The organism is Mucilaginibacter sp. 320_HR, from assembly GCF_059691875.1.
Map to the genome: position 1 here is coordinate 1,077,153 of NZ_JCAWAI010000002.1, position 13,995 is coordinate 1,091,147.

Below are 13,995 nucleotides of genomic sequence, written 5' to 3' on the forward strand. Positions count from 1 at the left end.
TTTGTATATGATTACAGCCGATCTGTTGCAGCGTGCGCTAGCATTCGATTTTCTTAGTATGGAAGAAGGGGTTTATCTATACCATAATGCCTCCACCCCCGATCTGATGTACGTTGCTAACGAACTGCGAAAAATACAGGTTCCGCATGGCAAAGTAACCTGGCAGATTGACCGAAATGTTAACACCACTAACGTCTGCATTGCTAATTGCAAATTCTGCAACTTTTTCCGTCGGCCTGGTCACGAAGACGCTTATATAACCGACATAGAAACCTACAAGCGTAAAATAGAAGAGACCTTCCGTTATGGTGGCGATCAGTTGTTATTACAAGGCGGCCACCATCCCGATCTTGGCTTAAAGTTCTATACCGATTTATTCCGCGAACTTAAACAGCTTTATCCTAAATTAAAGCTGCACTCTTTAGGTCCGCCAGAGATTGCGCATGTGGCAAAATTGGAGGGCATGAGCCATTACGAGGTGCTTAAGGCTATGAAAGATGCGGGTTTAGATTCACTGCCTGGTGCCGGCGCAGAGATATTGAATGATCGCGTTCGCAGGCTCATATCCAAAGGTAAATGTGGTGGTAAGGAGTGGCTGGATGTTATGCGTGCAGCTCATCAGCTTAACCTCCCATCTTCGGCAACAATGATGTTTGGCCATATAGAAACTATTGAAGAACGCTTTGAACACCTGGTATGGCTTCGTGAAGTACAGTCCGAAAAGCCGGAAGGCCACTATGGGTTTATAGCCTTTATTCCGTGGCCTTTTCAGGACGACGGCACACTTCTACGCAAAGTGCGCGGAATTACTAATAACGTTACCGGCGACGAGTATATCCGCATGATTGCGCTCAGCCGTATTATGCTGCCCAATGTGAAGAACATACAGGCATCGTGGTTAACTGTTGGTAAACAGGTCGCGCAGATATGCCTGCATGCTGGCGCTAACGATTTCGGCTCTATAATGATAGAAGAGAACGTTGTTTCTGCAGCAGGTGCACCGCACCGCTTTACTGCTAAAGGTATACAGGATTCGATACGTGAGGCCGGCTTTGAACCTCAACTGCGTACCCAACGTTACGACTGGCGCGAGATACCCGCGGAAATAGAAGAACAGGTTATTAATTATTAATTTGTGGATATCTCAGGCGAAGTGGACAAATGCTGCTAAACAAAAGTGATAGCAACGAGTTACAAGCTTAATACTACTATGGAACGCCACAAACTAACAATAACCAAAGACAAAGAAGTTTACCAGTTTGAGGTAAGCGATCATCCGCATCACGAACGTGAACAATGCAAGTTTGATGTTTTTAAAGACGGCGAACTGGTGGCTTCATTCGATCCCGACGAACAGCACATTTTGCATGTTTGTAAAAATTTGGGGAAAGTGCCTGAAGAGGTGCTGCATCTACTTGCTGATAAGATAGAGGCTCATCACTGGATATAAGCTCACTCTAAATACTAAAGCCTTCCCCTTTAATTCCGACTTCGCACTTCCATGCTATCTTATATATTTGCATCGAATGGATAACATTGGCGAATACATAGAAGCGTTGATCTTTGCATCTGAACAAGGTATTCGCATGGAGGAAATTCTCTACTGTTTACAGGCTGCTTTTGATCATGATTTTGATAATGCTGAAGTAGAATCAGCTGTCGATCTCATCCGAAAAAAGTATTCATCAGATAACCTCGCCATAGAACTCGTCAGGGTAAACAATGGGTATCAATTCCTAACAAAGAAAAAATATCATCAGGTAATTAGCCTGCTGCAACTACAGCGCTCTAAAAAGAAATTAAGCCAGGCTGCATTGGAAACACTGGCTATTATTGCTTATAAGCAGCCCGTAACCAAGCTTGATGTGGAACAAATACGTGGCGTAAACTGCGATTACTCTATACAAAAGTTGCTGGAAAAAGAACTTATAGCTATTACCGGCAAAAGCGACACTGTTGGTAAACCCATTTTATACGGAACAAGCAACCTTTTTATGGATTATTTTGGTATCAACAATATCAATGAATTGCCACAGCTTAAGGATGTTACCCAAAGCGACAATACTATTGGAGAGGCATCCGAATAAATTTTAAAGATTTTTTTATTGAAAATTGATTTTAGCTATTTTTACAGTAATAAAGTTCGATATTAGAACATCATAATTACCCAAACAAATAAACTATCAGCTTACCGATATAAGTTTTACCCTTAGAAATTTATTAAGATGGCAAAGAAACCCGTAAATAAGAATATCTCCTCGAAAAAGGCTAGTGAAGATGACGAGGACGACATTGATGACGATGATGTAACACCAGGCAAGAAGGTCGCTGCCGATGATGATGAAGATTTCGACAACATCGCACTAGATGATGATCTTGGAAGATTCGACGCTTACGATCCGTATGGCGACGAAGATGACGATTAACTTCGTTTCACTATAATTGCAGAAGCATTCAGCAGCCGCTGGATGCTTTTTTTATGAAATGCGCACATAGAAGCATGAAAATTACTGAAGTAAAAAGTAAATCGGATAAAAAAGCCTTTCTTGATGTAGCAAGGATTATATATAGAAATGACACCAATTGGGTGTGCCCGCTGGATAATGATGTGGAGGCCGTTTTCGATCCTGAGAAAAATAACTTCCATCAGCACGGTAAAGCTACCCGCTGGATACTAAGAGATAACAGCGGCAAACTCATTGGCCGTGTTGCAGCATTTATAAACGAAAAGAAGGCTTACAATTATGAGCAACCAACCGGCGGAATGGGTTTTTTCGAAAGTATTAATGATGCGAACGCTGCTGTACTGTTGTTCGACACGGCAAAAACCTGGTTAAAGGAAAATGGCATGCAAGCCATGGACGGACCGATAAATTTTGGTGAGAACGATAACTTTTGGGGATTACTTGTAGAAGGATTTACGCCTCCCTCCTACGGCATGAACTATCATATGCCCTATTACCACAAATTCTTTCAGGATTACGGCTTTGTTAAACTTTATGAGCAAATCACAAATCATCTTGATGCGCGTAAACCCTTTTCAGAACGCTTCACCAAAATTGCTAATTGGGTAATAAAAAAACCGGGATATAGCTTTGCCCACTTTAAATCAGCGGAAATAGAAAAGTTTGCTGATCACTTTATCGAAATATACAACGACGGCTGGCAAGACTTTGAAAATTTTGTGCCGATAAACAAAGCAACTATACTGGAGAGCTTCAGGCAAATGAAGGCTATAATGGACGAAAAACTCATCTGGTTTGCCTACGTAAACAATGAACCAGCTTCTTTTATTGTGATATTGCCAGACGCAAATCAAATGATAAAGCCGCTTAACGGCAAGCTCGATATTATTGGCAAATTGATATTCCTATATAGAAAATGGAAGGGTGTTTCGCGAATGCGTGCAATAGTAATGGGAACAAAACAGAAGTTCCAAAACCATGGCTTGGAATCTGCACTGTTCATCAAACTTAAAGAATACGTTATACCTTTGGATCAGTATGACGAATTAGAATTATCCTGGGTTGGCGATTTTAATAATAAAATGATAGCAATACATGCTGCCGTAGGTGCCACCTTTGGAAAAAGGCATTTAACCATGAGATATAAATTTTAAGCCCGGCACAATGCCGGGCTTAAAATTTAGGCCGTAACCTTTTTATGTCTGAGCTCTTCAAAAAGCTCAATAACTTTTTTCTGAAGGTCGATCACCTCGGTTTCACGGTCCATCAGTTTTTTATTAACGTTCTCTAATTCGCTGGCTATCTTCTGATCCTGCTCAGTTTCGTTATAGGTAAGGAGCTGCACAACAGACATCTCGAACAAAGCTGCTATCTGTTCTAAACGAGAAAGATTGATGTCGGTTATGCCAGTTTCAATTTTAGAGAAGGCAGGTATAGAAATGTCTAATCTCTTAGCTACTTCTTCCTGGCTCCAACCTTTTTGGTGACGTAATAACCGGATTTTTTTTCCAAGTGTCTTCATATATGGTTAATTAGGATAGGGTTTCTCAATAGTTAATAAAGTTACGAATATTTTGATCAATAAACTAATACTCAGTAATATTATAACAAATTATTTTTCAACGTAATAAGATCAATACCTCCAAAGTTGCCCGAACTCATCATTAAAAGGTTGGCATTTTCTAAATTTAACGCTTGCAAATAGGTCAACAATTTATCAGGCTCGTCAAAAAACCGCAGTTTTTCATTGTTAAATGCGGTTTTTACAACTTCCGGAGCATACGGCGTCATTTTCTTCTGCTCGAAAGTCCTATTGTGGATAAATACTATAGCATCATCTGCAGCATCCATCGTTCCGTTGTATTCGCTTAAAAAATCTTTATTCAAACTGCTAAAAGTATGCAGTTCTATACAGGCGATCAGCCGTCTTTCAGGAAATTGAGTACGTACGGCCTGGATTGTAGCTGTAAGTTTAGACGGCGAATGCGCAAAATCTTTAAATATGGTGGCCGTAGATGTACTGCCAACAACTTCCAAACGGCGGGCGGCGCCCTTAAAAGTACTTATGTGTTTATAAAATTCTGCAGCTTCTATGCCCAGGGATTTACAAACCAACCTTGCAGCTTCAATATTCAGCAGATTGTGTTGTCCAAAAACCTTTAGCTGATATTCATCGCTGCCGTTAATTATGGTTGTTACTCCGTTATCTATCTTATATAGCGGCAAATCATAAGGCAGCTTTTCGGCTGTTATATTACTGCTGTTTATCATTGAATCAAGTACAGCATCAGTCTGGCTATAAATGAGTGCTCCTCCGGGTTCTATGGTCTCTGCAAATATCCTGAACTGATCTACATAATTGTCAAAGGTGGGAAACACATTAATATGATCCCATGCTATACCGCTTATTACAGCAACATGTGGCTTGTAGATATGGAATTTAGGGCGACGATCTATCGGCGATGCAAGGTACTCGTCGCCTTCAATAACAATAACGGGAGCTTCCTCTGTAAGCCCAACCATTGTTTCAAAACCTTCTAGTTGTGCGCCTACTAAGTAGTCAAATTTTTGTCCGGCTTGTTGCAATGCATGCAGTATCATGCTGGTAATGGTAGTTTTACCATGGCTTCCGCCAATAACAACACGTTTCTTGTTTTTACTTTGTTCGTAAATGTAATCGGGATAAGAGTAGATCTTAATTCCAAGCTCCTGCGCCTTTAGCAGTTCGGGATTATCTGCACGAGCATGCATGCCTAAAATCACAGCGTCAAGCTCTGTGGTTATTTTCTCCGGGTACCAGCCGTCTGCAGTGGGCTTTATGCCGTATTTACCCAATCGGGATGCAGATGGTTCAAACAACACATCGTCTGAACCGGTAACTTCGAAACCTTTTTTATGCAGGGCTATAGCAAGGTTGTGCATAGCGCTGCCGCCGATAGCAATAAAATGAACTCTCATGTATAAATACGGTGCAAATAAACACAAAAACGCTTATCGCGCCAATTAAATTAATAAGTAATACTATTTTAACAATAACACCGGCACCGTAGCGCAAGAAGCTAACTGCCTTGAAACGCTGCTATGCAACAGAGAACGCAGGAAGCTGTACTTATGCGGCAATGCTATAATTAGCTGGGTATCCTGCTCATTTGCAAAATTGAGTACGCCAGCAATAACGTTTGGAGTGTTTATGTAATGGTAAGTGGGACTGTACTCTTCCAGCATTTTATATAGGGTTGTTTGCTCGGTAAGCATCTGTGGATCGGCACTGGCCTGTTTTTCAGTTGCATCTATATTTACTATTAAAAGCTCCATGGGCTGTGTACCCAAAAACTTGTGCAATGCCTCTACTGGTATACTTTCTTTCACCTTTTTTAAGTCGCATGCTATAGCAATGCGTTTTATAGTTTGATATGTATATGCTGGCGGTACAACCAATACTGGTGCCGGACTGGCCTTAGATACGTTAGTTACATGGCCGCCTATTCCGACACCATTCTCTCGGACGGTACTGTTTCCTATGCTACCCATAATTACCATATCTACCTTATCTTCTTCTACGGCATCAACCACTGCCCTCACCAAATGGGATCTGTTAAGCCGGATGCTTATTTCAATACCCGCTCTTACCTCAGCTCTCAATTTGTCGCGTAATGCACTTAGGTTCTCTATTCGCTCTGCGGCGCTCTCTTCTACCTCCTGCTCACGAAGCATCAGCATATCCGGATTCGGTAGTAATTCTTCGTAAGGCGTTATATAGTAGGCGTTCATCAAAACTATACGATGCGCACCCGATTGGTGAGTTAAATGCGCGGCCAGAAAAGCTGCATTTTCCGCAGCTGCAGAAAAATCAACAGGAACTAGATAGGTCTTCATAATCATTTAATTACACCCCGACCATTTCGGCCAAAGTTACTTCGCAATGCCAAATAGGTTTAAAAAGCACATTGTCAATCATAACTCATATTTGTATCGAGGTAAATTTAAGATTTGTTTAATTGATAAAAGCATCTACTTTTGTACTGTAATAAAAATTATTACATATAAGCATGAACGGTCGCTTTCCTATAACACTCCACATAATGACGTTGCTTTGTACTGAGCAAGGTGTAATCTCGTCGGAATTTTTAGCCGGGAGCATTAACGTAAACGCTGTGTTGGTAAGAAAAGAACTGAGCAACCTAATTAAACACGGACTTGTAAAAAGCCAGGAAGGGAAAAACGGCGGTTATCAGCTCGCAAGGCCTGGTACTGATATAAACCTGGCAGAAATTTATAATACGGTGAAGCCGGATGCGATTCTCGGACAGGCTAAAAATCAGCCAAACCCTAAGTGCCCGGTGGGAAGGCAGATAAACAGCCATTTAAACAACTTGTACGAAGAGGTAGACCAAGCGCTTATAAATAAGCTGAACGGAATAAGCCTGGATGCTTTTTGTAAAAAATTTGACTAAAAAATTTAAAACAAACTGTAACATATTTAATTACATTAAAAACAATAACATGAAAGTAGCAATAATCGGTGCCACAGGTTTTGTAGGAAGCGTATTGGTTAAAGAAGGTGTATCTTGCGGATATGAGATAACTGCAATAGCAAGAGATACCGCGAAAGTAGATACACATGCAGGCGTAACGCCAATAGCAGCAGATGTAAATAATATTGATGCGCTGGCGGCTGCACTATCAGGACACGATGCTGTTGTAAGTTCCTTTAACGCGGGCTGGACCAATCCAAACCTGTATGAAGACTTTTTACAAGGAAGTAAAAACATCCAGGAAGCCACCAAAAAATCGGGAGTAAAGCGCCTGCTGGTAATTGGTGGTGCCGGAAGTTTATATGTTGACGGCAAACAACTGGTAGACTCGCCTCAGTTCCCTAAAGAATATTACCCCGGAGCATCATCAGCACGCGATTACCTCAACATTTTAAAGGAAGAAAAAGAACTTGATTGGACTTTTTTAAGCCCGGCGATAAACCTGCACCCGGGCAAACGAACCGGCGAATTTAGAACTGGTACCGAAAGCCCGCTATTTGACGAAAACGGCCACCATGATATTTCTGTAGAAGACTTAGCTGTAGCCATCTTTAATGAGCTTGAACAAAACGAGTTTATTCACAAACGGTTTACTGTAGGTTATTAATACCGTTGATATAAAGAGCTAGAATGATTACACGGATTTGATGATACCCCAAACGCGGCATCAGTTCGTGTGATTATCTTTATTACGGACTACAGCACAAATTTTGCCGCTACCCATTCTTTATCTTTCTTATGTGTAATGTACTTAAGGTTATACTTTCTTGCTTCATCGGTGATAATCTCTGAATCAGGCGACTCATAAAACCCGCTGAAGTAGATCTCGCCGCCTGGCTTAAGCACCTGCGCGTAACGTTCCATCTGATCAAGCAAGATATTGCGGTTGATATTAGCAAGTATAATATCGTACTTGTCGTTAGGTATAGCTTCTTTAGACCCGCATAAAGCCGTTATGTTATTGATGTCATTCAATGCCGCGTTCTCGATTGTGCTTTCATAACAAACCGGATCATAATCTATTGCTGTTAGTTCAACCGCACCAAGTTTGCTAGCGAGAATAGCTAAAATACCCGTTCCGCAACCCATATCCAGCACTTTCTTCCCAGCAAAGTCGTTCTCCAGCATCAACGCCATCAGCATGGCCGTGGTTTGATGGTGCCCGGTTCCAAAAGCCATTTTCGGGTCTATCACGATCTCGTAAGGAAACTCCGGCTTCGCCGCGTGGAAAGTAGCGCGAACGAACACCTGATCGCCGATTTGTATCGGTTCAAAATTACTTTCCCATACCTCGTTCCAGTTTTTTTGAGGGATCAGGTTGACTTCATAACTAAAAGTGAACATTTCCTGATATGGACGCAAAGCATCGTCTACTTGCTGCCGATCAAAATTATCAACCGGTATATAAGCCTTAAAACCAAGATCGACTTCTTCAAAAGTATCAAACCCGATTTCCCCTAAAGCTGCAATCAAAAGGTCCTGCTGATAATCTTCGGTAGTTAGCGTAGTGAACAGGAGTTCGTAGTAGTTCATGATATGATTAGTATAGCAACTATATAAACAAAGATTGGAGGCCAGCCTTAACTAACCTCCAATCTCAAAACTGAATATCTGATTAATTGAACGCTTTAACGATGTCGGTAAAGTCGCGTGATTTTAATGATGCACCACCAATAAGGCCACCATCAATGTCTGTTTGTGCAAAAAGTTCTGCGGCATTCTTGGCATTACAGCTACCACCGTAAAGAATAGTGGTGTCGTCAGCAACTTGCTGGCTATATTTAGCAGCTATCTCCTTGCGGATAAATTCATGTATCTCCTGCGCTTGTGCAGACGTCGCGGTTACGCCTGTACCTATTGCCCATACAGGTTCGTAAGCGATAACGAGTTTGGCAAATGTTTCAGCATCCAAATGAAACACGCCCTCTGTAAGCTGCGCTTTAATAATGCCAAAGTGGGTATTAGCTTCACGCTCTTGCAAGGTCTCGCCAATACAAAAAATTGGTTTTAGGTCATTGGCTAATGCCGTATCCGTCTTTTTAGCCAGTAACTCGTTAGTCTCACCAAAATACTGGCGACGCTCGGAGTGCCCCAAAATAACGTATTCAGCACCGGTAGATTTCACCTGTTTTGCAGATATTTCGCCGGTGTAAGCACCTGACTCTGCCTGATGAGCATTTTGTGCGCCTATAGCTACGTTATTGGAGCCTTTGGCTAATTGCGCCAGGCTATGCAGATGTATAAACGGACTGCAAACCACCACCTGCTGATTGCCGGTGGCTTCATCTTTTACCATGTTAACTACTTCTGAAAACAAGGCTAAACCTTCATTATAATCAAGGTTCATTTTCCAGTTGCCGGCTACAATTTTTTTTCTCATTTCGTGTGTTGTAAAGGTTATAAAGGTACAGGTTAAAATTGCCTGTACTGCTTTGTCGTATTAAATATCTCTGTTAATATTGCTATCTCTGTTTCATCAAACACCCGGTGTTCACGGCGTGATATTACTTTGGCTGCAGTTTGCAGTACCTTATCCAGCCTGTATTCTTCCATTGCTTTAGCACCGCCCCACGAGAAGTCCGGGATAAAGTTCGGTGGGAAGCCTGCATCGAATACGTTAGCACTTACGCCAACCACTGTACCTGTGTTAAACATTGTATTAATACCGCATTTTGCATGATCTGCCATCACGAGGCCGCAAAATTGGAGACTTGTATTGCGGTAACTTTTCTGGCTATAATCCCACAAGCGTACGTCAGCGTAGTTATTTTTAAGGTTGGAGTTGTTACTGTCGGCACCTATGTTGCACCACTCTCCCATCACAGAGTTACCCAGGTAACCCTCATGGCCTTTTGATGAATATCCCCAGATAACAGCGTTGTTTATTTCGCCACCAACGCGGCTGTATGGTCCAACCGTTGTGCCGGGATAAATCTTGGTCCCCATTTTAACCTGCGACTCCATACAGAGCGCGAAAGAGCCACGAATAGCAGAACCCTCCCAAACTTCACTGTTTCGACCAATGTAAATTGGGCCATGAAGCGTGTTGAGTATAGCGCACTCAGCGCTAGCACCTTCTTCCAGGAATAACTGATCGCCCAGGATAGTATTGGTACTGCTCACCCGAGCGCTGGTGCGGCCCTTAGTTAGCAGTGTAAAATCCTTTTTAAGCTCCTCGTCGTTTTTTTTGAAGATATGCTCGGGATAGGTTATTGAAACCAATTGACCTGTATACTCTATCGGCGAATAATTTTGTTCGGCCAGGCTAAACTCCGCCGCCGCCGTGGCGTTAAGCTTAACAGCAATCAATTTACCCTGTTGAAATAAAGCCTCGCCTTCGGCAAGTTTATCTATTGCTTCCAGCAATTGCTCATCAGGACATACCGAACCGTTAATAAAGATATTTTCTTCGGCAATATTTATGGGGTACTTAACCTGCAGGTAAGGCTGCGTAAGGTAAGAGAAACCTGTATCGAGGTATTTACCCCACTTTTCGGCTATAGTAAGTATGCCAATGCGCAAATCGGCAACGGGGCGTGTAAATGTAAGCGGCAGTAAGGTATCGCGAGCGTTATCGTCGAACAGAATGATCGCCATGCGCCAAAAATAAAAAAAGTCGCCCGCATGCGGGCGACTGAACAATATTTTATTGAAAAAACACTTATTTCTTAGAGTAACGCGTGCGGAACTTATCAATACGTCCGGCAGTGTCAACCAATTTCATCTTACCAGTATAAAACGGGTGAGAAGTGTGTGAAATTTCTAATTTTACCAAAGGGTATTCATTGCCATCTTCCCATTTAACGGTTTCACGGCTATCTATGCAAGATTTAGTGATAAAAGAATAGTCGTTAGACATATCCTTAAAAACAACTAATCTATAGTTTGATGGATGCAGGTCTTTTTTCATTATCGTATACTTCTTATAAAAGAGGTGCAAATGTAACTAAATAGTTGAGAAGTAAAAAGGCTAATTAAAAAAGTTTTTAACATATACTATAACACCCAAGTGTCCCGCTTAGGAACCGGGACACTTGGGACACCTAAAATATTTAACGACCTATTTTACAGGTGTTTAGATAAAACAGGCGGGACACCCCGAGACAGTACAAATTATTTAAGTAAATCACCTATTCAGCTTTGCTACAGCTAAATAAGCAATTTTGAAACTCTTTGACCAAGCAGGCTGGGACACTCAGCTTGGGACACCTGTAGCATGACCCGTCCTATAAAGTGAAAATCAATGCGCGTTGAATTGAGCTCTCAGGCTCAATTGATAAAAACTTTAAACTTTTATTCGCACTCATTAAAACTAACTGTATTTATTTTGATTATGTAATCAGTTATTAACCAACTAAAATCATAGGTATGAAAAAACCCACTGCCTTCATTGTTTTAATAGCCTTAGCCTCCACTCTATTTGGATGCGGTGAGAAATTGAACGGGCACTCTGAAAAGGAATTTGAAAACTCAAGAAAGAAGGTTGAGGCAAAATTATCAAAAGAAGAAAAAAACACCCTTGAAAAGGCTATGAGGGTTATTGTAGGTGAATCTATGAGGCTTAAGTTTGTTGAACCCAAAAAATACAAAGGCCAGTCATTCAGTAAAATTGCACTTAGCATAGCAGATGGGCAAACCTATTCTTCTATAGTAGATAAGGCAGAGGATATTCTGCAGGAAGACAACAAACGTGAGATAAAGAATATTACTACTGAGCTTGACAGCCTGGAAAGGCAGCGCGCGAATAATCTTAAGATTAGCAAGTATATGTCATCGCTATTTACAATTGATTATTTAAGCCTGGAGCAGACGGATTTTTTTAATGTAAAAACTCCAACAATAAAAATAAGCTACAAATATACTGGTCAACAACCGCTCCGCGGACAGGTTATGGTATCATATAAATTATATGAGAAGGGCAAACCTGAACCTGTTTTCTATACTACATCAGGCACCGGCGATGAAAACAGCACCTTACAACCGGGCGATAGTGTAGATGACAATTTAATTTTAAGTTCACCGGCCCAAAAAAACCCTCAATTATGGAGCAGCATCAAGTACCCGCTTAAAGATCCAAATTGGCCCGCTCTCGGCCTTAAATTAGAAGTACAACCGGTTAGTTTTACACTGGAGGGCAAGCAATACCTTATGCCAACAACCAACAACGCAGAGTTGACCGCAAAGATAAAAAAACTAAAGACCGACTTAGCGGACCTAAAAGAGTTGAAAGGCAAACTTGATGAATACGACCTAACAGAAGCTAAACTGTAAGCAGAAGTATACAATTATTACCAGCCATCCATTTTATTTAAACTCAGTTGCGCCAATATCATATGCACCAGCAGACGGGCGGCTTGTCCCGTACAAATCACTTGTTACGCCATATACAGATACGTTTGCTCCGGCATTAATAAGGGGCGATGTTGGCAACAAATGATAGTCATTGGTAGCGTATGCTACAAGCATCAGCAAGTTAACACTTGTGGTGGTGTAATTGTTACTGGCAGTTAACTTAACCGCAGGACTGATCTTAATGATTGGAATAGAAGTCCGCGGACCTGTAATGGCATTGTTAATAACAATATTCATCGGGATGGTGGTAGAATTAAGCTTGATACCCCCCAGAACAGAATTTGTTATTGTATTATTAATGAACCGGAAGTAAGGCCCGGGTGTATATCTCGAATCGGCAAATATCCCGTAAGCGCCGGAATTCAAGATCACGTTATTGGCAATCGTATTATCTCCAAGCCCCAGCACTATAATGCCGTTACCGGGCGCACTTCTAATTATGTTGTTATAACATTTTCCACCTGTACCTTCTCCTATTTGTATGCCGTTATTCTGGCCGCTGGCAAAAGGCGAAACTCCGGGAAACTGCACCACATTATTGTAAATGGCACAATCAGCAATAGCACTACCTACTTGTATCCCCTCACATCCGGTATGTTCTACCCGGTTGTTGTATATCTTAACATTTCTAACATCGTGGGGCAGTACGGTACCACATGCCAGCGCTTCACCTTTGGCGTAATAGGAATTTCCTACGTAAAAACCCTCACCACCCGTATGGTGTATATAATTGTCATGCAGCAGCACGTTCTTCATGGTAAAGTGTCCCCGCCACGTTGCGGGATCACAAGTAGGGTCGGTTTTGGCCATGATGCCGGCAAAAGCAGAATTCCGTACCTCTAGATTGCTTATCTCGAAATCAGAACTAAAGCTATCCATAGTTACGCTGATATTGCCACCGGTAACAGTTATTCCGTATTGCAATGTGGAAACACCATTGCCAAGGATCTTAAAGTTTTGGCAGTTTTGTGTTTTAAACGCGTATGCAGCTCCCGCCATAGCGGTGATATTTACCTTCCCGCCTTTATTAACAATAATAATTGGTTTATCAGTAGCGCCGCGGAAGTTCTTTAGCAGCAAGGAGCCCCTGGATCCGGCAGGGATACTGATTACTGATCCGGGAAGAAAGTTTTGCCCATCAACATACCACTGTGTAGGCTGGATAACGTAAGTTGTGGTGTAAATGGCTGCGGCGGTTGTAACCTGGGTTTGATCAGTAGTAACAAAACCCGTCTCTATCGCTCCACCCAACTCTGGCATATCAATAGCTGTTTTTGCACAATTTGAAAAGCAAGAGCATACGACCAATGCCAGCGCCAGATTTGCTACGTTATTTATAATCCTCATGTAGTTTAAAGACGGTAGGGGGTTAACGCTTCAAAAACGGCACTATATTCTCAGAGCAAACCGTCACTTGGCTTTATACGCTGGTTGCCGTTACATGTTGTTCAAGAATAAAAAATAAGCGACTGAGTTTTCACATTTATAAGTTAAACAATTCACATCTAAATGCTTATAAAATTTATTATTAGATGTAAATCTTACACCATGGATATTGTCAAACATTTAGATTTAACTCTAAATGCAATGGTTTTTTGATTATTAATTTAAAGGAAAGTCGAGTTCTTTAATACATCCTTAAC

Annotated in this window: 16 protein-coding genes; 8 read left to right on the forward strand and 8 right to left on the reverse strand. The window is 41.5% G+C overall.

Going from position 1 to position 13,995, the window contains the following annotated elements:
• Window positions 1-7: 7 nt before the first annotated feature.
• The 5 genes from mqnC to AC59GT_RS10330 all read left to right on the forward strand — a co-directional run bounded on the left by mqnC (window position 8) and on the right by AC59GT_RS10330 (window position 3,619).
• On the forward strand, window positions 8-1,132 hold the full coding sequence (gene mqnC, locus AC59GT_RS10310) for a cyclic dehypoxanthinyl futalosine synthase (RefSeq protein WP_497237567.1): 1,125 nt from the start codon (window positions 8-10) through the stop codon (window positions 1,130-1,132).
• Between the two features lie 78 nt (window positions 1,133-1,210).
• On the forward strand, window positions 1,211-1,450 hold the full coding sequence (locus AC59GT_RS10315) for a hypothetical protein (RefSeq protein ID WP_497237568.1): 240 nt from the start codon (window positions 1,211-1,213) through the stop codon (window positions 1,448-1,450).
• A gap of 76 nt (window positions 1,451-1,526) precedes the next feature.
• On the forward strand, window positions 1,527-2,087 hold the full coding sequence (scpB, locus tag AC59GT_RS10320; RefSeq protein WP_497237569.1) for an SMC-Scp complex subunit ScpB: 561 nt from the start codon (window positions 1,527-1,529) through the stop codon (window positions 2,085-2,087).
• A 138-nt stretch (window positions 2,088-2,225) separates the two neighbouring features.
• Window positions 2,226-2,426, forward strand: a complete 201-nt coding sequence (locus AC59GT_RS10325) for a hypothetical protein (RefSeq protein WP_497237570.1) — start codon at window positions 2,226-2,228, stop codon at window positions 2,424-2,426.
• 74 nt (window positions 2,427-2,500) lie between these two features.
• A complete protein-coding gene (locus AC59GT_RS10330) occupies window positions 2,501-3,619 on the forward strand; it encodes a GNAT family N-acetyltransferase (RefSeq protein WP_497237571.1) in 1,119 nt (372 codons plus the stop codon).
• A 26-nt stretch (window positions 3,620-3,645) separates the two neighbouring features.
• Here AC59GT_RS10330 and AC59GT_RS10335 read toward each other — a convergent pair whose 3' ends face one another.
• The 3 genes from AC59GT_RS10335 to AC59GT_RS10345 form a co-directional block, all read right to left on the reverse strand.
• Window positions 3,646-3,987: a helix-turn-helix domain-containing protein gene (locus AC59GT_RS10335; protein ID WP_117381238.1), complete on the reverse strand. Its 342-nt coding sequence runs from the start codon at window positions 3,985-3,987 to the stop codon at window positions 3,646-3,648.
• A gap of 80 nt (window positions 3,988-4,067) precedes the next feature.
• Window positions 4,068-5,423, reverse strand: coding sequence for a UDP-N-acetylmuramate--L-alanine ligase (locus AC59GT_RS10340; RefSeq protein WP_497237572.1), 1,356 nt, complete (start codon window positions 5,421-5,423; stop codon window positions 4,068-4,070).
• A 63-nt stretch (window positions 5,424-5,486) separates the two neighbouring features.
• Complete coding sequence (locus AC59GT_RS10345) at window positions 5,487-6,341, reverse strand: universal stress protein (RefSeq protein ID WP_497237573.1); 855 nt, start codon at window positions 6,339-6,341, stop codon at window positions 5,487-5,489.
• A gap of 173 nt (window positions 6,342-6,514) precedes the next feature.
• Here AC59GT_RS10345 and AC59GT_RS10350 point away from each other — a divergent pair, with 173 nt between their 5' ends.
• Together AC59GT_RS10350 and AC59GT_RS10355 are read left to right on the forward strand one after the other, a co-directional pair.
• Window positions 6,515-6,919 (forward strand): Rrf2 family transcriptional regulator, encoded by a 405-nt coding sequence (locus tag AC59GT_RS10350; RefSeq protein ID WP_497237574.1) that lies wholly within the window; start codon window positions 6,515-6,517, stop codon window positions 6,917-6,919.
• A 49-nt stretch (window positions 6,920-6,968) separates the two neighbouring features.
• Window positions 6,969-7,607, forward strand: coding sequence for an NAD(P)-dependent oxidoreductase (locus AC59GT_RS10355; protein WP_497237575.1), 639 nt, complete (start codon window positions 6,969-6,971; stop codon window positions 7,605-7,607).
• An 89-nt stretch (window positions 7,608-7,696) separates the two neighbouring features.
• On the opposite strand, the gene prmA is transcribed toward AC59GT_RS10355, so the two are convergent.
• From prmA to AC59GT_RS10375, 4 genes are all read right to left on the reverse strand, one after another.
• Window positions 7,697-8,533, reverse strand: a complete 837-nt coding sequence (prmA, locus tag AC59GT_RS10360) for a 50S ribosomal protein L11 methyltransferase (RefSeq protein WP_497237576.1) — start codon at window positions 8,531-8,533, stop codon at window positions 7,697-7,699.
• Between the two features lie 82 nt (window positions 8,534-8,615).
• On the reverse strand, window positions 8,616-9,380 hold the full coding sequence (gene tpiA, locus AC59GT_RS10365; RefSeq protein ID WP_497237577.1) for a triose-phosphate isomerase: 765 nt from the start codon (window positions 9,378-9,380) through the stop codon (window positions 8,616-8,618).
• Window positions 9,381-9,412: 32 nt separating this feature from the next.
• Entirely contained in the window at window positions 9,413-10,597 is a 1,185-nt protein-coding gene (locus tag AC59GT_RS10370) for a putative sugar nucleotidyl transferase (protein WP_497237578.1), read from the reverse strand.
• Window positions 10,598-10,661: 64 nt separating this feature from the next.
• A complete protein-coding gene (locus tag AC59GT_RS10375) occupies window positions 10,662-10,910 on the reverse strand; it encodes a type B 50S ribosomal protein L31 (protein ID WP_117381230.1) in 249 nt (82 codons plus the stop codon).
• A gap of 458 nt (window positions 10,911-11,368) precedes the next feature.
• On the opposite strand from AC59GT_RS10375, the gene AC59GT_RS10380 reads away from it, so the two are divergent.
• Window positions 11,369-12,271 (forward strand): hypothetical protein, encoded by a 903-nt coding sequence (locus AC59GT_RS10380; RefSeq protein WP_497237579.1) that lies wholly within the window; start codon window positions 11,369-11,371, stop codon window positions 12,269-12,271.
• Between the two features lie 33 nt (window positions 12,272-12,304).
• Here the strand turns inward: AC59GT_RS10380 and AC59GT_RS10385 are convergent, their stop codons facing one another.
• Window positions 12,305-13,699, reverse strand: coding sequence for a right-handed parallel beta-helix repeat-containing protein (locus AC59GT_RS10385; RefSeq protein WP_497237580.1), 1,395 nt, complete (start codon window positions 13,697-13,699; stop codon window positions 12,305-12,307).
• Window positions 13,700-13,995: the final 296 nt, after the last annotated feature.